This window comes from Pseudomonadota bacterium (genome assembly GCA_016711215.1).
Classification (GTDB): Bacteria; Myxococcota_A; Polyangia.
In genome coordinates, this window is sequence record JADJTL010000001.1 from 66,121 (window position 1) to 84,935 (window position 18,815).

Genomic DNA, 18,815 nt, shown 5'->3' on the forward strand with positions numbered 1-18,815 from the left:
CTAGGCCATCTAGGCCATCTAGGCCATCTAGGCCATCTAGGCCAGCAGCCCCGCGCTCCTCTCCCCCTGGCCTCAGCAGCGGAAGCGCTGGCGTAGGTCGCGCACCGTGTCGGCCAGCGTCTCGGCCGGGTCGCGGCTGACGAAGCCGAGCTCGCGGCGGGCCTTGCTATCGTCGAGATACCAGAAGTGCTGGGCCATCTCGACGCTGGCGGCCTCGATCGGCGCCGCCTGATCGAGCTGGCGGTAGCAGGCCTCGAGCGCGCGCGCGCCCCACAGCGCCAGCCCCGCAGGCAGCCTGAGGCGCGGCGCGGCGACCTTGCTCAGCCGTTCGAGGCGACCGAAGAACTCCGCGAAGCTCCAATTGGGCCCCCCCAGCAAGTAGTGCTCGACGCCCCGCGCGTCGTCGCCGCGATGGTCCATCGCCGCGAGGAAGGCCGCGGCCGCATCGCGGACATCGACGAAGTTGAGGCCTCCGCTCGGCACCAGCGGCAGGTCGCGCTGCAGGAAGCGCAGCACATCGCCGGTCGAACTCAGGCGCGCGTCGCCCGGGCCGAGCAGCAGACTGGGATGCAAGATGCAAAGTGCGGGGCCACCCTCGGCGCAGAGGGCCTCCGCGGCGCGCTCCTGGTAGAGCTTGCTCGCGTAGTAGGGCCAGCGCGCGATCAATGCGAGCGGTGGCGTCGTCTGTTCGCTGGGCCGGCTGCCGGCGTCCGTGCTCACCGCGAGGGTCCCGCTGGTCGACGCCAGGACGAGCTTCTCGACGCCGGCGTCGCGCGCCGCGCTGCAGAGCAGGCGGGTGCCCTCGACGTGCACGGCGTGCATCGCCGCGGCGTCCTCCGCGCGGCGCGAGACGCGCCCCGCCAGATGGTAGATCCGCCGGACACCCGCCACCGCGGCGCGCGCGGTCGCCGGCTCGGTCAGCGAGCCATGGACCCAGCTCACACGGCTCCAGCCCGCGTGGGCCTCCGCCTCGCCGCCTCCGGAGGGCGGCGAGGGTGCGGCCGGCGCTGAGGTCAGCAGGCGCAGCGTCGCCGGGTCTTCGCGGCCGAAGAGCTGCTCGACCAGGTGGCGGCCCAAGAAGCCCGTCGCCCCGGTCACGAGCACCGTAGGTTGCGCAGGGCGTGCTCTGCTCATCGCTTCCACCGCCTGCTCATGGGGCCGAGCGCTTGCGGCGCGGCCGGGGTGTTGCTTTCGGCGCCGCCAGCCCGGCCTGGCCCTCAGCGGCATGGTCGGCGGCGGCAGCAAGGGCCGCTGCCGCGGCGCTCGGGCCCGTGACGGGTGCGGGTGGTAGGCCGATGGCCGCGCGCAGGGCCTCGACGTCGTGCCAGCAGGGCCGTCCGTCCCGCATCGCCTCGATCTGGCGCTGCACGGCGAGGGCGATCGCCCGATAGGACTCGCTGCGGGGCAGGCCGGCAGTCAGGCGCTCGATCGTCGCGAACTCGAGCAGCGGCCCGACGCGGGCGCCGACCTCGCGCTGCTTGGGCCAGAGCCCCCCCTTGGGCAGGGCCTCGTAGGAGCCCCAGATGTAGACCGGCAGCACGCCGACGCGCGCGTGCGCGGCCAGATAGCCGAGGCTCGGCTTGAACTCCTGAAGCTCGCCCGTGGGCGAGCGGGTGCCCTCCGGGAAGATCAACAGGTCATGGCCCTGCGCCAGCAGGTCCAGCGCCTGGCGCAGCGATCGCCGCAGCGAGCCGCTGCGATCCATCGGCACCAGCTTGGTGAAGTTCTCGAAGTAGGCGCGCTTCAGCGGCGTGTCGAAGAAATAGTCCGCGGCGGCGAGACCGTGAAGGTTGGTGCCGCGATCATGCAGCGCCAGCTTGGCCAGGCCGCTGTCGAGGTGCGAGCAATGGTTGGCCGCCAAGATGAAATGCGTGTGATAGGGGATGTTGGCGCGGCCCTCGAAGCGACAGTCGAAGAGGTGCCGGTAGATCCAGCTTTGACCCTGGTCGAGCGCGCGGCTGCCGACGGTCGCCAGCGCGGAGGGGATGCGCAGCGTGCGCGCCTCGGAGGCATCGCCTGGCGCGGCCGCGGCCTCGTCGCCTTGGCCGGCGACGGTCACCGCCGTCACGCTGCTGCGCAGCTCGCTCGTCCAACTGGCGCTCGCCGCGCCCGCGCCGCCCGCGACGCGGCGGGCGACGGCCGCCAGCTCCCGCATGCTGCCGAGGGCCGTGATGTCCTCGAGGCCGCCCAGCGTGCCGCCCGCGTGCTCGATCGCCGCCGCCAGCTCGCTGTACATCAGGCTGTCGAAGCCGAGCTCTTCGAGGCGCGTGTCGAGCGTCAGCTGCGCGCGCGCTCGTCCGCTGACCTGCGCCACCAGCTCGATCAGCCAGTCGTGGCCCGAGCCGCTCGGCGCGCCGCTGGCGTCGAGGGCGCGACCGCCCCCCTGCGTCGTGCGCCGCAGCCGTCGCTCCAGCAGGAAGAGCACCTCGTTGCGACGCACCTTGCGCGTCGCCGTGCGGGGAAGCTCGTCGTTCGTCAGCTCGAGCAGCTTGATCCGCTTGTGGAAGGGAAGCGTGGCGGAGACGGCGCGGAAGTGGTCGCGGATGCGCGCCTCGCGCTCCTCGCTGCCGAGGGTCGGCTCCTGCATCGGGTCGGGCACGACCAAGGCGGCGACCCGCTCGTGGTGACCATCGGGGAGGCCGACGACGCTCAGCTCCTTGACCAGGGGGCAGCCGCCGTAGAGCTCCTCGAGCTCATCGGGATAGACGTTGCGCCCGTCGGCGTCGACGATCAGATCCTTGCTGCGCCCGACGAGGAAGAGATTGCGCGCATCGTCGAGGTAGCCGAGGTCGCCGGTGTAGAGCCAGCCGTCGCGTAGCGCAGCGGTGGTGGCGGCCTCGTTGCCGTAGTAGCCCGCCATCACCGTCGGGCCGCGGGCGATGATCTCGCCGACCCCGCGCCCATCCGGGTCGACCACCTGCAGCTCGATGCGTGGCAGGGGCTGCCCGACGCTGCCCCAGACCGGGCGCTCATGCGGGCGCGTCACGGTCAAGACCGGCGAGGCCTCGGTCAGGCCGTAGCCCTCGAGCAGCGGCAGCCCGAGCCCATAGAAGAAGCGGTTGACCTCCTCCGCCAGCGGCGACCCGCCGCTGATCAGGTAGCGCAGCCGCCCACCGAGGCGCGCGTGGAGCGGCCAGAGCAGCGCCAGGCCCGGATTGACGGGGGTATGCTCGCGCAGCCAGCCGCCGCCGCGAATGGCGCCGTCGAGGAGGGTCGTGAGCCAGGCCCCATGCTCGCCGACGCCGCTGCGCAGGCGCCGGCGCAGCAGCTCCCAGAGCGCAGGCACGCCGACGATGGCCGTGACCTTGCCGCTGCGCAGCGCGCCGCTGAGCGCGTCGCCGTTCATCTCGCGCAGGTAGGTGATCTGGGCGCCATGCGCCAGCGGCAAGAGCAGCCCCGCCGAGAACTCGAGCGTATGATGCAGCGGCAAGACGCTGAGCAGGCCATCGGTCGGCCGCAGATCGAAGACGCTGGTCAGCTCGGCCGTCATCGCCGTCAGGTTGCGCTGGGTCAGCATCACGCCCTTGGGCTGACCGGTGGTGCCCGAGGTGAAGATCAGCGAGGCGACGGCGTCGCTCTGCAGCCGAGGCCTCGGCGCCGGCTCGTCCGCGGGCTGCTCGGGCACGGCTGGCGCCAGCGCCTGGGCCAGCGTCCAGAGGGCTACGCCCTCGTGTTCGGCCGCGTCGAGCGCCAGCCGCAAGGCGCTCGCGCCAGCGCTGGCGCCCTCACCGAGCAGGACGCCGGCGACGCCACCGGCGCGCACGAGGTTGACGATCTCGACCACCGAGGACTGCTTATCGACGGGTACGCAGGTGCAGCCGCGGTCGATCACGCCGAAGTAGCACATCGCCCACTCCGGCCGATTCTCGCAGAGCAGCATCACCCGCGCGCCAGGTTGCACGCCCTGCCGCTGGAGGAAGCCCGCGACGCGGGCGGCGAGCTCGCGCAGATCGGCGTAGGTGTAGCGGTCGTCGTGCCCGTCGCGCTCCATCCGCAACGCCACCCGGGTGGGGTGCAGGCGGGCCGCCGTCTCGAGCAGCTCGATCAAGCTGTTGTAGGTGAAGATGGTCTTCGGCGGCTTGGCGGCGAAGTCGCGCTCGAGCTCGGGGAAGACCCACTTCTCCAGCCCCGGGAAGTGGATCGACATCCAGTAGTGGTGCCAATCGAGCGCGGCCACGCCCCAGGGCAGCAGCGGGCGCTCGGCCGCGACGAAGCGCGCCTGCAGTGCGCGCAGGTGATCGGTGCGGAAGACATAGTGGTTGTCGACGGTGAAGGGCCGATACATCGCGAAGGCCTCTTCGACGCCCTCCATCACCTGCTCGACGCGCTGCACCTGGCCCTTGAGGCGCTCGACGGTCTCGGCGACGCGCCGCGCGCCCCAGCGCGGCTGGACCTCGTCGAGCAGGCGCCCGACCTGGCGCGCGGTGCGCCGGAAGAGCGGGGCCGAGCTGCGGGCGAAGGTAGCGGCGCTCGCCGGACGCGCCTCCATGCGCGCCAGCAGCGCGTTGATCCAGCGCGGGCCCTCGTCGCGCCGCTGGAAGTGCTTGCGCTTGTAGAGCCCGAGCAACGCGACCACCTGCTGCATCCGCACGGGATTCGTGTCGCCCGAGGCCAGCTGATAGACCAGCTCGGGTTCACCGACGCAGCATTGCGCGGCGACGCTGAGCAGGCCGGCCGCGATGTGGTCGACTGGCGTCAGGTCGAGGATCAGCTTCTCGCTCGCCAAGAAGAGGTTCTGGCCCTTCAGCGCCAGGAAGGTCAGCGGCGCCGTGGTGGTGAAGCCCTCGTTCCAGCCGGGGAAGGGAAAGGCGACGGCGCTCTCGACGATCGACGGGCGGACGATCGCGCGCACGAGGCCCTCTTCGCGCGCCACGAGCTGCTCGGCGAGGGCCTTGCTGTAGCAATAGATATTGGGCCAACCCCAGCGCGCCGCGCGCTCGATGCCCAAGGCCGTCAGGCGATCGCGAATCCAGTTCTTGCGCTCACGGGCCTGCGCCAGCTTGAGGTAGCGCTCGTTCTCGGGGTCGCGCCCCTCCTCGCGCAGACGCTCGCGCGCGGCGCGGAAGAAGTAGGCGGTCTGCACGGCGTCGTCTGCCTCGGCGCGCACGCGCGCCGCGAGCTGGGCGCAGTCGGCGATCTCCTGCTCGACGTCGAAGCGCGCGCCCTCCAGCTCCTCGTGGCGCGGGAAGTAGCCGACGACCGGCTCATTCTCCCAAATGTCGCCGCTGCGGTTGCCGGCGACGAAGCAGGTGCTGACGTGGACGAGCGCGGGACGGCGCAGGCGCTTGGCGAAGGCGATGATGTTGCGCGTGCCGTTGACGTTGGTGCGCAAGGACTGGTCGAGCGCGGGGTTGAAGGTGACCTTGCCCGAGCTGTTGAGGATCACGTCGACGTTGGCGGCCACCTCGGCTGCCGCGGCGCCGAGCCCGAGATCGTCACGCGTGATGTCGCCGTCGACGACGCGGACCTTGTCGCGCAGCAGGCCCTCGAGCGCCGCGCCGTAGCGCTCACGGAGGGGATCGAAGACGGGGGAGCCGACGACGTCGCTCCAGAAGCGATCCTCGCTGCTGGTGCCGCTGCCGGCGCGCACCATCACGTAGACGCGGCCGACCGCGGGGAAGTTATGCAGCAGCATCGCCAGCGTGACCTTGCCGAGGAAGCCCGTCCCGCCCAGCAGGAAGAGCTGTCGGCCGGCGAAGGCCTCGCTCGGCGATAGGTCGCTGGCGCTGCCGCCTTCCAGGGAATCACGGCGCGTCAAGCGATCACTCCACGTCGGTGATGACGATTGGCGGCACGTGCAACATCGTGATCTCGGGCGCCGGGCCGGCGTAGCCCTTGGCCAGCGCCAGGGCCTCGCTGACCGAGTCGGCGCGCTCCCAGCCGAGCAGCGCCGGTACATGCGCGTTCTGCGCGCCGGCGACGATCACCTTGCCGATGTGCTGGCGGCCGTTCTCGCCCCAATACCACATGAAGAAGGGATGCGCGCCGTGATAGGCGTGGCCGCGACGGTACATCTCGATGTAGCTCGGGTTCTCGGCGAACTCGCGCTCGTATTTCTCGCGCAGCACGAAGGGGTCGCGCGTCTCCGGCAGCAGGCGGTTGAAGAACTCGATGTAGCTCGGGTGATGCGCGTGGTCCCACTCGTCGTGGCAGGGGTGGGCCAGCACGAGCACGCCACCCTTCTTCAAGAGCGGCTTGCCGCGGTAGAAGTTGAAGAGGTAGCCGAGCGCCATCACCTGCACCAGCAGGGGATTGAGGATCGAGTTGACGTTATAGGGCGAGATGAAGGGGATGCCGACCACCAGGATGTCGCACTGGCCGCGCACCTTGACCGCGTACTGCTCGAAGTTGCGCTCGAGGATCTTCTCGTGGACCGGATCGGTCTTGCCGGCGTAGCAGGCGACCAGCTCATAGGCGGCGGGGACCGCCTGCATCAGCTTGCGCTTGGCCGCGCGCGGCAGCTTGCTCAGCGCCCACTTCAGCCCCTCGAGCTTGAGCCGATCGAACTCGGTGTAGTTGTCCTCGTTCTTGCTGATGAAGGACATCTGACCGTCGTACATGCGGTTGTTCAGCGCGGTCTCGATATGGAAGACGTTGAGCTTCTCGTCGACGATACGGCCGATGCGGTTGCACTTATGCGCCAGCGCAGAGCGCGCGGGGTCCATGTAGCTGTCGCTGTCGCGAATCGTCTGCGGCTCGTGATGGGCGCGCAGCGTGGCGTAGTCGCAGAGCCCGACGCCGACCGACTTGTGCCCGCCGTCCATCGGCACGAGGTTGATGTTGAGGTAGATCACCAGATCGGACTCGACGGCGCGGCGATTGAGGTTGACGACCTCGCCGTGCTTGGTGTGGCCGATGTTGACGACGCCGTCGGGATCCTCGGCGTCGTGGTTATAGAGCCGGTCGGGCGCGAAGGCGTTGTAGATCTTGCTGCCGACCATGCGCCGGATCTCGGCGGCGGTCATCCGGCGGTGCAACGAATTGGCGACGATCAGATGCACGTCGTCGACGCCGTGCGCGGCCAGCAGCTCGAGCACGATCTCGAGCAGCTGCTGACGCACGTCGGGGGTGCGCATCGGCGGCAGCGGCAGGCTGATGTCGTCCATCGCGATCGTCACGCGCATGCCCGGCCTGAGCTGCGCGAAGAGCGGATCGCACTGCTCGGGGTGGTTCAGCGCATAACGGATCGCCGCCTCGGGGTTGGCCAGGCCCTGCAGCGGGGGCTTGGGGTAGATCACCCGGGTGCCGACGGGGAGGTCCTCGAGCAGCAGGTCCTCACCATAGAAGAGCAGGCGCGGTGCCGAGCTGCGGTCGATGTAGACGACGGTATCGTCCTGCTTGAAACGCGGTTCGGCTCGCATCGACCTACCTCAAGTTGAGAATCGGCCAGTCGTGCCGCTCGGCGGTGGCACGCAGGCGCATGTCGGGGTTGACGGCGGCCGGGTGGCCGACCATCGCCAGCATGGGCAGGTCGCTCATGCTGTCGCTGTAGGCGTAGCAGTCGCTGAGGTTGATGCCCTCGCGCTCGGCGAAGCAGCGGATCCAGGAGGCCTTGCTGGCGCTGGCCATCACCGGCGGCAGCAGCCGGCCGGTGGCCACCCGCCCGACGAACTCGAGCCGGTTGGCGACGCAATCGTCGAAGCCGAGGTGCGCGGAGAGGGCCTCGACGGTGAAGTCGAGCGCGCCGGTCACGAGGACCTGGCGCAGCCCGAGGCGCCGCGCCTTGTCCAGCAGCTCATAGGCGCCAGGAAAGACCGCGGGACGCAACACCTCCTCGAAGAGCTCCTGGGCCAGGTAGCGCAGCCGATCCTCGGATTGGCCGGCGTAATGGCGGAAGTAGAGGCTGTTGAAGACCTTGCGGCTGTAGAGATCGGCGGCAACGAAGAGCGGCACCGCGAGGGCGGTGCGCGCTGTCTTGCCGAGCGAGCGCAGCAGTCCGGGCTGATTGCGCGCGAAGAAGCCCAGCGTATGCACCAGATTGGTGCGAATCAGCGTCCCCTCGAGGTCATAAAATGCTGTTGGTCGGCTCATGGCGCGGCTCGAAGCGGGCGCGTGGGCGGGGCACACTCCCCCCTCCGCTGCCTTCGACGCAAGGCCGGCTGTGTAACAGCAGCCTTCGGCCAGCGTCAAGGCGCGCCGGCGGCGGTCGACCTCTCCGGCGCTCGCTCTCGGTGCTGGCCCTCGGCGAGGTTGCCCTCGGCGAGGTTGCCTGAGGCGGCGCTGGCGGGCTAGACCACCGAGATTCGTTTCAGTCGAAGAACGACCTGCGCAGGGAAGGCGGGCACGCGGCATGTCGCCGATGATCGAGCTTTGGCGCGTCAGCAAGCGCTTCGAGGGCCGTGCGGCGCTCGATGAGCTGACCCTGAGCGTGGCGCAGGGTCAAACGCTGGCGCTCCTGGGTCCCTCGGGATCGGGGAAGACGACGACGCTGAGGCTGATCAATCGCCTCGTCGAGCCGGACGGGGGCGCGGTGCTCTTTCAGGGGCAGAACGTGCGTGAGGTCGATCCGGTCACCCTGCGGCGCCGGATCGGCTACGTGATCCAGGACGCGGCGCTCTTTCCCCACCTGACCGCTGGCGAGAATGTGGCCCTCGTGCCGCGCCTCTTGGGCTGGGCGCCGGCGCGGCTGCGCGCGCGCGTCGAGGAGCTCTTCGCCTGGGTCGACCTGCCGGCCGAGGCCTTCGCGGGCCGCTATCCCGCGCAGCTCTCGGGGGGGCAGGGCCAGCGGGTGGCGCTGGCGCGGGCCTTGGCCGCGGATCCCGAGGTCGTCCTGATGGACGAGCCCTTCTCAGCGCTCGATACGATCAGCCGGCGCCGCCTGGAGCAGCAGTTCCTGGCGATCAAGCGCGAGCTGCGCAAGACGATCGTCCTGGTGACGCATAACATCGGCGAGGCCTTTCGGCTGGCCGATCAGGTCGCCGTGCTCGCGGAGGGGCGCTTGCAGGCGCTGGGCACGCCGGCCGAGCTGCGCGCGGAACCCGGCAACGAGCTGGTCAGCGACCTGCTGCGCTCCCTGCCCGGCTTGGAGGCCTGAGATGAGACGCTGCCGGCGCTCCTCCGCGAGGCGGCGGTCGTTTGGGGCACGGCGCGCCTGCGTCGTCGCGGCGGCCCTTGCGCTTGCCCTCCACCTGGGTGGCGTTGGGAGCGTTGGCGGCGCTGGTGGCGCGAGCGCGCTCGCCGCCACGCCGAGTCCTCCGCGGCTGGTGGTCGGCGCCAAGCGCTTCACCGAGAGCGCGATCCTCGCCGAGGTGCTGGCGCAGCTCGTCGAGCGCCACCTCGGGCTCGAGGTCGACCGCCGCTTCAATCTGGCCGGGACCGACATTTGCTTCGGTGCGCTGACCCATGGCGCGATCGATCTCTATGTCGAGTACAGCGGGACGGCGCTGCGCAGCATCCTCGGCGATCGGCGTGCGCTGGCCGCGGCGCCGGCGCTGGTGACCGTGCGCGCCGCGCTCGAACGACGCTTCGGCGTCGCCGTCCTGGCGCCGCTCGGCTTCGACAACACCTATGCCTTGGCGATGCGTCGCGATCGCGCCTTCGAGCTCGGGATCACGCGCATGAGCGACCTCGCCCGGCGGCCGCTGCGCTTCGGTTTCTCGCCTGAGTTCGTTGGGCGCGCCGACGGCTTGCCGGGGCTGCGGCAGCAGTACGTGCTGCAGGTGGGGCAGCTCGTCGAGCTCGATCATGATCTCGCTTATCGCGCGCTGGAGGAGGGCGCGATCGACGTCCTCGACGCCTACGCCACGGACGCCAAGCTGAGCGGTGAGCGGCTGCTCGTGCTCGTCGATGACCAGCACTTCTTTCCGCCCTACGACGCCGTGCCGCTGGTGCGGCGCGACGCGCTGCGACGCTTCCCGGGGCTCGAGTCGACGCTGTCCTTGATCGCCGGGCGGATCGACGCCGACACGATGTGCCAGCTCAATGCCGAGGTCGAGGGCCTGGGCCGTACGCCGAACAGCGTCGCCGCGCGGCTCCTGTCGCGCCTCGGCCTCGGGACGGTCGCGGTCCATCACGACGCGCGGCCGCGTAGCTTCGGCGGCCTGATGCGGGCGCGGGCGCGCAAGACGCTGAGCCTCGCCGGCCAGCACCTGCTCCTGACCGGCGTGGCGACGCTGCTGGCCTGTCTGATCGGCGTGCCCTTGGGAATGCTCGCCGCCCGTCGCGCACGGCTCGCGAGCCTGGTGCTTGGCCTCGCCGGGGCGCTGCAGACGGTGCCCTCGCTCGCGCTCCTGGCCTTCATGTTGCCCATCTTCGGCATCGGCACGCGACCGGCGATCGTGGCCTTGTTGATCTATGGGCTGCTGCCGATCGTCCGCAACACGATCACCGGACTGCGCGCCGTTCGCCCGCGCCTGCTCGAGGTCGGGCTGGGGCTGGGGATGACCCGGGGCCAGCTCCTGCGGCGGGTCGAGCTGCCCTTGGCCGTTCCCGTGATCCTGGCGGGTGTTCGCACCGCCACCGTGATCACCGTCGGCACGGCCACGCTCGCCGCCTTCATCGGCGCGGGCGGGCTCGGTGAGCCGATCGTCAGCGGCTTGAGCATGAACGACTTTCGCCTGGTGCTCAGCGGCGCGCTGCCGGCGGCCCTGCTGGCGCTGGCCCTCGATGCAGCGCTCTTTGCGCTCGAGCGCCTCGCCACGCCGCGCGGCCTGCGCCTCCCGCCGGCCGCGCCGCGACGGTGACCTGACGGTGACCTCGCGGCGCTAGCCTGCGGGGATGAAGATCCTGCTGGTCTATTCGGCCTTTCCCGTCAGTTACTGGGGCTTCCAGCACAGCATGCCCCTGATCGGTCGAAAGGCCTCACTGGCGCCGCTGGGGCTGATCACGCTGGCGGCCTTGCTGCCCCGCTCGTGGCAGCCGCGGCTGATCGATCTCAACGTGCGGCCGCTCGACGATCAGGACCTGCTCTGGGCGGAGGTCGTGTTCGTCGGCGGGATGCGCATCCAGGCGCCCTCGATGCACGAGGTCGTGCGGCGAGCCCGCGCCTTCGGGCGCCGCACCGTCGTCGGTGGGCCGGCGCCGACCACGACGCCCGAGGAGTTCGCCGACGCCGACGTCGTGTTCTGCGGCGAGGCAGAGGGGCGGATCGACGAGCTGGTAGCAGCGTTGACCCTGCCGCGTGGCGAGAGGCGTGTGCTCGTCGCCGAGGAGCGTCCCCCGCTCGCGAGCAGTCCGATTCCGCGCTTCGAGCTACTGGACCTCGAGGCCTACGCCTCGATCAGCGTGCAGTACTCGCGCGGCTGTCCCTTTCAGTGCGAGTTCTGCGACATCATCGAGATCTTTGGCCGCGTGCCGCGGGTCAAGGCGCCCGCGCAGGTGCTCGCCGAGCTCGACGCGCTCTATGCCTGTGGCTATCGCGGGTCGGTCTTCTTCGTCGACGACAATTTCATTGGCAACAAGGCGTCGGTGCGCGCGCTGCTCGCCGCGCTCGAGCCCTGGCAACGGGCGCGGGACTTCCCCTTTGAGCTCTACACTGAGGCCAGCGTCAACCTCGCGGCGGATAGCGAGCTGGTCAGCGCCCTGGTGCGGGCGGGGTTCACGGCGGTCTTCCTCGGCATCGAGACGCCCTCGGCCACCGCGCTCGCCGCCGCCGGCAAGCGTCAGAACCTCGCGCTCGACCTCCACGAGGCCGTCGAGCGCCTGACGGCGGCCGGCCTCGAGGTGATGGGAGGCTTCATCGTCGGCTTCGACAGCGATGGCGTGGAGGCCTTCGCGGCCCAGCGCGCCTTCCTCGACGGCGCACCCTTGCCGCTGGCGATGATCGGCCTGCTCATCGCGCTGCCGGGCACCGCGTTATGGCGGCGCCTCGCCCGCGAAGGGCGCCTGCGCAGCAGCACCAGCGGTGATCATTTCGCCCGCCCGAACTTCGAGCCGGCGATGGATGAGGCGCTGCTGCTCAGCGGCTACGCCGCGCTGCTCGCCGCGCTCTATTCGCCCGCGGCCTACTACGCGCGCTGCGCGGCCTTCGTCGGCGCGGCGCCGCGTCTGCCCGGCGGCGGCAAGCGGCTGCGCGCCTGGCACCTGATGACGATGGCGCGCTGCGTCTGGCAGGTTGGCATCCGCGCTCCCTACCGGCTTGAGTTCTGGCGCCTGCTGGCGCGAGCCCTCCGGCAGGCGCCCCATCAGCTCACCTGGGTCGTCGGTCACGTCGTGATGGGCGAGCACATGATCCGCTACACGCGCGAGCAGGTGCTGCCGCGCCTGGCCCAGGCGCGGGCCGAGCTGGCGCTGGAGCGTGCGGCAGCGGCCGACGCGCCGGGCGTGCCGGCGCCGGCTCGGCGCCAGGGCGGGGCGCCGCGGTCGGGCCAAGCGGCGGCGGTCGCGGCGCTCCACGCTGAGGGCTAGCCGCGCGCTCGCTGCTGCGCAAGAATAGCCCCGCGCGGTCGCGGCGGTCGCTCCCGCGCAGGGCGCCCGACAGCATCATGGCACGCAGGCTCAAGCACCATAGTTTGCTGCGCACGGGCGCCCTGCTCTGGCTGCTCTTGGCGGCGGTGATCGTGCCTGCGCTGCTCTCGTTGGCGGTGGGCATCATCGCCCTGGTGCTCTGGCGCGCGCCCTTCGACATTGTCTTCGGCGTGCTGGTGCTCTGCTTCGCCGCGATGGTGCTGACCGGCGGTGTGCTCTCGATGCTCTATCTGCGCCGGACGGCACGCCTCGCCGAGATGCAGACGGACTTCATCGCCAACGTCTCGCACGAGCTACGCACGCCGCTGGCGGGTATACGCCTGCTCGTCGAGACGTTGACGCTCGGTCGTGCACCTGCCCCCGAGCAGCGCAACGCGGTGCTGAATCGGCTGGCCGCCGAGGTCCATCGACTCGAGGACCTGGTCGCCCGGATCCTCAGCTGGCGGCGTCTCGAGAGCGGAGCCGCGGTGCTGCAGCGTGAGCCCCTGCAGCTCGCCCCGCTGGTCGAGGAGGCAGTCGCGGCGGTCTTGGCGCAGACGACCGCTGGGCCCGCCCCACGGCTCGAGGTCGACCTCGCCGCGGAACTTCCGCCGATCGATGGCGATCGCGAGGCGCTGCTGGCCGCGCTGCGCAACCTCTTGCACAACGCGATCAAGTTCGGCGCGGATCGCGGGCCGGTGCGGATCGAGGCGCGTGGCGTGGCGGGCGAGGTGGTGGTGGCCGTGCGGGATCAGGGACCTGGGATACCGCCGAGCGAGCGAAAGCGGATCTTTGAGCGCTTCTACCGCGTCCCGGCGCACGACCCCGCGCGCCAGGGCACTGGCCTGGGCCTGGCGATCGTGCGGCGCGTCGTGCAGGGGCATCGCGGCAGGCTGCGCGTGGAGAGCGAGCAGGACGCCGGTACGACCTTCACGATGCACCTTCCGGTCGGGAGGGCCGCGCGCCGTGGTGGTCCGCGATGACCAGCGCCCTCGCGACGATTCTCGTGGTCGAGGATGACCCTTCGCTGGCGCTCGGGTTGCAGCTCAACCTGGAGGCGGAGGGCTACCGGGTGCTGTTGGCGCGGGACGGCGCCGACGGTCTGCGGCAGGCGCTGGCGAGCGCGCCCGACCTGATCGTCCTCGACCGCATGCTGCCGCGGATGGAGGGGCTCGACCTGCTGGCGGAGGTGCGCGAGCGTGGCCACGAGATGCCGGTGATCATCGTGTCGGCGCGCGGCGAGGTGCACGACAAGCTCGACGGGCTCGGGCTCGGCGCCGATGACTACATGACGAAGCCCTTCAGCGTGGCCGAGCTGGCGGCCCGGATCCAGGTGGCCCTGCGGCGCAGTCGGCGCAGCGGGCGCGCGGCGGCCGTGCTGCGCTGTGGGGAAGTGGAGCTCGATCTCGATGGTCATCAGGTGCGGCGCGCGGGGCAGGAGGTGCTGCTCACCGCCAAGGAGTTCGACCTGCTGGCCTACCTGGCGCGCCACCCGCGGCGGGTTCATTCGCGGGACCAGCTCCTGGTCGCGGTTTGGGGCGACGACTACGAGGGCACAGCGCGCACAGTCGATAACTTCGTCCGCAGTCTGCGCGTCAAGCTCGAGCGCGATCCGGCGCACCCCGACTATTTGGTCACCGTGCGCGGTGCGGGGTACCGTTTCGACCTCCCCGTCTGAGCCGCGAAGCGATTGAGCCGGCCCAGGGGTTGAGGTACGAGGGGCCCAATGCGACGGCGTTCACCACCACGTTCACGACCAGCGCTTGCCGGCGGGCGACGCGCGGTCCGCGGCCGCTGGGTGGTGCTGCTGGCGCCCTGGCTGCTGCCGCTGGCGGTGCTGTCCTCTGCGAGCGCCGCGCCGGTGGACGGAGGTGCCGGTCGGCCTCGCGATCCCGACGCGCTGGCTGTGCGGATGGTGCTCGAGGACACGCCCCGCGGTCGCGAGGCGCTAACGCGGGTCCAGACTTATTTCGCGGCGGTGCCGCGCCGACTGGGGATCGCGCTGCAGCTCGAGCTGGGGCTCGATAGCGAACCAAGCCAGCGCGGCGCGCTGGAGGGCTGGCGCGAGATGGTCGCAGCCGAGCGGGCGCGCAATCCGGCGCTGCCGCTGGTGATCGCCGCGGAGGAGCGCAACGCGGGCTTCATCGGCCCGCTGCTGCGGGTCGGTCTGGGCGCGCTGCTGGCGAGCCTCGACGACGCCGTGTTGATGGAGGCCGACAAGCTGCAACGCTCGTACGCGGGTTCGTCGCCCGCGGCGGCGCCGCCAGGCGCGGCCCCAGCGGGGTCGGCGTCGCTTGATTCGTCATTCCCTGCTGCGGGCGCGCGCCTGCCTCCGCGCGACGTCCCGGCGATCGGCCTGTCCTACGCACTGGCGCTGCTGGGGGGGGGCTTGCTCGCGGCCTTGGTCTGGTGGTGTGGGGGCCCGCGATGCACGGTCGCTGGCGCTTCGGCGAGCGTGCCGTCAGCGACGGCTGGCGCGCCGCGTCGTCGTCGGCGGCGGCGATGACGACCCTCGCCGAGCAGCAGGGACCCACGCCGGCGCGCTGGAGGCGCGTCCTCGGCAGCCGCCCGCTATGGTTGGTCCTGCTGAGCCTGGGCGCGACCTGCTGGGCGTTGCAGGCGCCCTTTTACCTCGACGCCGTCTCGCGCATCGGGCTGAATCCGGACCTGCGGCAGCTCGGTCACCTCTGGGATCGGCTGATCTACCCGCCCTCCGAGTACTTCAACTTCGACCGCAACGATCCGTCGCGGCCGGTGGTCTTCGCGCTCTACACGCTGATCTGGTGGCTCGCGCCCAATCAGCCCTTTGGCTTCACGCTCTTCAACCTGCTGCTGCACGCGTTGAACGCGGTGCTGGTCTTTGTCTGCGCGCGCTGGCTGCTGGGCCGGCTCTGGCCGGAGCGTGCCGCGGAGACGCCCGCCTTCGTGGTGGCGGCGCTCTTCGCGCTCTCGCCGCTGAACGTCGGCACGGCGATCTACAGCTATGCGCTGACGGACGTGTTGGCGTTGACTTTCAGCCTGCTGGCGTTGATGGCTTTCGTGCGCGGCAGCGAGCGCGGGCGCTCGAGCGCGATGCCGTGGCGCTGGCGCCTGGCGGCGTGGAGCAGCCTGCTCGCGGGTCTCTTTGCCAAGCAGTCGCTGGCTGTGCTGCCGCTGGCGATCGTGGCGGCTGACTACTTCGTGCTGGCGGCAGGGCGTTGGTCGGCCCTGCGTCGGCAGGCGCTGACGCACCTCGGCCTCTTCGCCATCGTCGGGGCGTATCTCGCTTGGCGACAGAGCTACTTCGGCCTGATCGGGGACGTCGAGGGCGTGCGTTACCTTTGGAACCGCTGGGACTACCTGGCCGCGCAGCCGGAGGTGGTGCTGCGCTACATCGGTGGGCTCTTGGTGCCGATCGACCTGAGCCTCGACCACGCCTTCGGCAGCCACGTGGCCGGGAGCTGGTTGCCGCGCGTGGGCCTGCCTTGGGTGGTCTTGCTCGCTCTGCTCCTGGCGACGCTGCGGCTGGCGCTCAAGGGCGGGGCCTTCGCAGCCTCAGCGGCCTGCGCGCTGCTGTGGTTCTTTCTGCAGCTGGCGCCGACCTCGAGCCTGATGCCGACGGTCGACGCGATGGTCGAGCGCCGGGTGTACCTGCCCAGCGTCGGGCTCTATCTATTTCTGGTGCTGGTGGTAGAGCAACTGCGGCAGGCGACCCGCTCGAACGCGGGCGGAGGCCGAGCGCACCGGCGCGAGCGGCTCTGGCACTACGGGCCGGCGCTGCTGGCGGGCCTGGTCCTCTGCGCCTTCGGCCTGGTCTCGGCGCGGCGCAGCTACCAGTTTCGGGATCCGGTGGCGACGTGGCAGAGCGTGGTCGCGCTCTACCCCGATAGTCCGCGCGCGTTGAGCAACCTCGCCGCGGCCCAGCTCGACCGGCGCCATTACCGAGCGGCGCACGCGCTCTTTCAGCGCGCGACCAAGCTGCAGAGCGCGGCCTTCAGCGATTGGTACAACCTCGGTGACATCTATGAGCGGCGGGACAGTGGCTTCTACGATCCCGCGCGCGCGACGCTGATGTATCGCCGAGCGCTGGCGGTCAACCCGGGCTACGCGCTGGTCTTCTTCCGCCTGGCGCGGCTGCTGCAACTGCGCGGCGAGTTCGACGAGGCGCGGGAACTCTATCGGCGCAGCATCGGCGCCGGCGTGGAGCTGGTCGATAGCTACAACAACCTCGGGCTGATCGAGCTCGAGCAAGGGCGGCTCGGCGCCGCGCGTCAGGCCTTCCAGCAGGCCCTGACCCTCGCGCCTGGCTACGCACGAGCGCGGCTCAACCTCGAGCGGCTGGAGCAAGTCCAGGGCGCTCGCTAGGCGGTGCTCGCCCGGCGCGCACGGGCAGCGGAAACCCAGCGTCCGTCAGAACGCGTCGTCGGTCGTGGCGTGCGCCACGCCCAGGCCCGCGGCGCGCGCGAGGCGCAGCAGGCGGGGGTCGAGCAGCGAGGCGGGCTGCACGTTGGCCAGCGCCTTGCGCATGCGCTGCTTCAGGTCGGGGTCGTCGTGCTCGAGCGTGGCCAGCAGGTGCTTGATCACCTGGCGGCGGCGGTCGCTCGCGCCGCAGTGCGGGCTGGCGCAGGGAATCACCGCGAGCTGTCGTGCTGCCGCGTAGGCCGCGATGTCGCGCTCGAGCGCGTAGCAGAGCGGCCGGATCACGGTCGGCGGGCCATCCTTCGGCGCCAACGCCGGGGCCATCGCGCGCAGCGTCCCAGCGTAGAAGAGATTGATCAGCAGCGTCTCCAGCAGATCGTCGAGGTGGTGGCCGAGCGCCAACTTGGTGAAGCCCTCGCGCCGCGCCAGCGTGTAGAAGGCGCCGCGTCGGATGCGTGAGCAGAGCGGACAGGCGGCCTGTCCCGGGGCCAACTTCTCGGCGACGAGCTGCTCGACCGGCGCGCGCAGTAGGTGGATGCGCACGCCGCGCTCCTCGGCGAAGCGACGGACGACCTCGGGTTGGTAGTCGGCGTAGCCAGGGTCGAGGTTGACAGCCTCGAGGGTGAAGGCGATGGGTGCCCGGCGCTGCAGCCGCAGCAGCAGCTCGAGCAAGGTCGCCGAGTCCTTGCCTCCCGAGAGCGCGACCAGCACGCGGTCGCCGGCGGTGATCATCCCGAAGTCGGCGACGGCCTGGCCGAGCGCGCGGGCGAGCTTGCGCTCCAGGCGCGGCAGCTCGTCTTGCGTCGGCTCGAACTGCGTCGGGATCGCGCGGTCGGTGCTGGTGGAGGGCGCCATCATCGTCTCCTGATAGTCGATCCGCCGCGCCCCGGCAATCGCCCCCGGCAATCGCCCCCGGCAATCGCCCCCGGCGCGCGCTAGCGGCGCGCGTAGATCTCGTCGAAGGTCCCGCCCTCGGCGAAATGCTCGGCCTGGGCGCGGGCCCAGCCGCCGAAGGCCTCCTCGACGGTGAAGAGCGCGACCGGCGGGAAGCGCTCGGCGAAGCGTGCCAGCAGCGGCGCGGCGCGCGGCCGATAGCCCTGGCGCGCGGCGAGCTCCTGGGCCGCATCGGTGTAGAGAAAGCGCAGGTAGGCCTCCGCCAGGGCGCGGCTCCGATGGCGGTCGACGTTGCGGTCGACGAGCGCCACCGGCGGCTCGGCGAGGATGCTGAGGGAGGGGCGCACGAGCGCGAAGCGCCGGGCGCCGAGGGTTTGCAGCACCAGCAGCGCCTCGCTCTCCCAGGCGATCAGTACGTCGCCGATGCCGCGCTGCGCGAAGGTCGTGGTCGCTCCGCGGGCGCCGGCGTCGAGCACCGGGACATTGCGATAGAGCGCCCTGACGAAGGTTCGCGCCCCTTCGGGCGTGCCGCCGGGGCGGCGCAGCGCATAACCCCAGGCGGCGAGGTAGTTCCAGCGCGCCCCGCCGGAGGACTTCGGGTTGGGCGTGATCACCGCGACCCCGGGTCGCACGAGATCGTCCCAGTCGCGCAGCTGCTTCGGGTTGCCGCGGCGCACGAGGAAGACGATCGTCGAGGTGAAGGGCACGCCCTGCTCGGGCAGGCGCCGCCGCCAGTCCGCGGCGAGCAGCCCCGCACGCGCAATGGCGTCGATGTCGTAGGCCAGGCCCAGCGTCACGACGTCCGCCTCGAGCCCGTCGATCACCGCGCGCGCCTGCTTGCCGGAGCCGCCATGCGATTGATGGATCGTCACCGATCGACCGGTCCGTCGCCGCCAAGCCCGGGCGAAGGCCGCGTTGAGCGCGCTGAAGAGCGCGTGCGTCGGATCATAGGAGACATTGAGCAGCGTAGCGTCGCCCCTTCCCGAACCCCGCTCACCGTGGCAGGCCGTCAAGAGGACGAGGCTGGCGACCGCGAGTCGCGGCCTGGCGCGCGGGCGCTCGCGGCCGCTGATGCGCATGTGCATGGGCGTCCTTTCAACGTCGAAGCGACGACGCGGCGATCCTGCAGCCAACTGAGG

Annotated in this window: 13 protein-coding genes; 7 read left to right on the forward strand and 6 right to left on the reverse strand. The window is 71.1% G+C overall.

Annotated features, from left to right (window positions below; translation table 11 throughout):
* Positions 1 to 72: 72 nt before the first annotated feature.
* The 4 genes from IPL40_00250 to IPL40_00265 are packed head-to-tail and all read right to left on the reverse strand — an operon-like array spanning position 73 to position 8,031.
* Positions 73 to 1,134, reverse strand: coding sequence for an NAD-dependent epimerase/dehydratase family protein (locus tag IPL40_00250; protein MBK8479601.1), 1,062 nt, complete (start codon positions 1,132 to 1,134; stop codon positions 73 to 75).
* A gap of 16 nt (positions 1,135 to 1,150) precedes the next feature.
* A complete protein-coding gene (locus IPL40_00255) occupies positions 1,151 to 5,758 on the reverse strand; it encodes an AMP-binding protein (protein ID MBK8479602.1) in 4,608 nt (1,535 codons plus the stop codon).
* Positions 5,759 to 5,762: 4 nt separating this feature from the next.
* A complete protein-coding gene (locus IPL40_00260; protein ID MBK8479603.1) occupies positions 5,763 to 7,361 on the reverse strand; it encodes a DUF2088 domain-containing protein in 1,599 nt (532 codons plus the stop codon).
* A gap of 4 nt (positions 7,362 to 7,365) precedes the next feature.
* Positions 7,366 to 8,031 (reverse strand): HAD family phosphatase, encoded by a 666-nt coding sequence (locus IPL40_00265; GenBank protein ID MBK8479604.1) that lies wholly within the window; start codon positions 8,029 to 8,031, stop codon positions 7,366 to 7,368.
* Between the two features lie 259 nt (positions 8,032 to 8,290).
* On the opposite strand from IPL40_00265, the gene IPL40_00270 reads away from it, so the two are divergent.
* From IPL40_00270 to IPL40_00300, 7 genes are all read left to right on the forward strand, one after another.
* Complete coding sequence (locus IPL40_00270; protein MBK8479605.1) at positions 8,291 to 9,034, forward strand: ABC transporter ATP-binding protein; 744 nt, start codon at positions 8,291 to 8,293, stop codon at positions 9,032 to 9,034.
* Position 9,035: 1 nt separating this feature from the next.
* Entirely contained in the window at positions 9,036 to 10,682 is a 1,647-nt protein-coding gene (locus IPL40_00275) for an ABC transporter permease subunit (protein MBK8479606.1), read from the forward strand.
* Positions 10,683 to 10,716: 34 nt separating this feature from the next.
* Positions 10,717 to 12,345 (forward strand): B12-binding domain-containing radical SAM protein, encoded by a 1,629-nt coding sequence (locus IPL40_00280; protein MBK8479607.1) that lies wholly within the window; start codon positions 10,717 to 10,719, stop codon positions 12,343 to 12,345.
* 77 nt (positions 12,346 to 12,422) lie between these two features.
* Positions 12,423 to 13,367, forward strand: coding sequence for a sensor histidine kinase (locus IPL40_00285; protein MBK8479608.1), 945 nt, complete (start codon positions 12,423 to 12,425; stop codon positions 13,365 to 13,367).
* Positions 13,364 to 14,062: a response regulator transcription factor gene (locus tag IPL40_00290; protein ID MBK8479609.1), complete on the forward strand. Its 699-nt coding sequence runs from the start codon at positions 13,364 to 13,366 to the stop codon at positions 14,060 to 14,062. The genes IPL40_00285 and IPL40_00290 overlap by 4 nt, the downstream gene beginning before the upstream one ends.
* Positions 14,063 to 14,110: 48 nt before the next feature.
* Positions 14,111 to 14,890 (forward strand): hypothetical protein, encoded by a 780-nt coding sequence (locus IPL40_00295; protein ID MBK8479610.1) that lies wholly within the window; start codon positions 14,111 to 14,113, stop codon positions 14,888 to 14,890.
* Entirely contained in the window at positions 14,812 to 16,728 is a 1,917-nt protein-coding gene (locus IPL40_00300; GenBank protein MBK8479611.1) for a tetratricopeptide repeat protein, read from the forward strand. Before IPL40_00295 ends, IPL40_00300 begins: the two co-directional genes overlap by 79 nt.
* Before the next feature lie 45 nt (positions 16,729 to 16,773).
* Here IPL40_00300 and ttcA read toward each other — a convergent pair whose 3' ends face one another.
* Together ttcA and IPL40_00310 are read right to left on the reverse strand one after the other, a co-directional pair.
* Entirely contained in the window at positions 16,774 to 17,637 is an 864-nt protein-coding gene (gene ttcA, locus IPL40_00305; protein ID MBK8479612.1) for a tRNA 2-thiocytidine(32) synthetase TtcA, read from the reverse strand.
* 80 nt (positions 17,638 to 17,717) lie between these two features.
* On the reverse strand, positions 17,718 to 18,761 hold the full coding sequence (locus tag IPL40_00310) for a sulfate ABC transporter substrate-binding protein (GenBank protein ID MBK8479613.1): 1,044 nt from the start codon (positions 18,759 to 18,761) through the stop codon (positions 17,718 to 17,720).
* Positions 18,762 to 18,815: the final 54 nt, after the last annotated feature.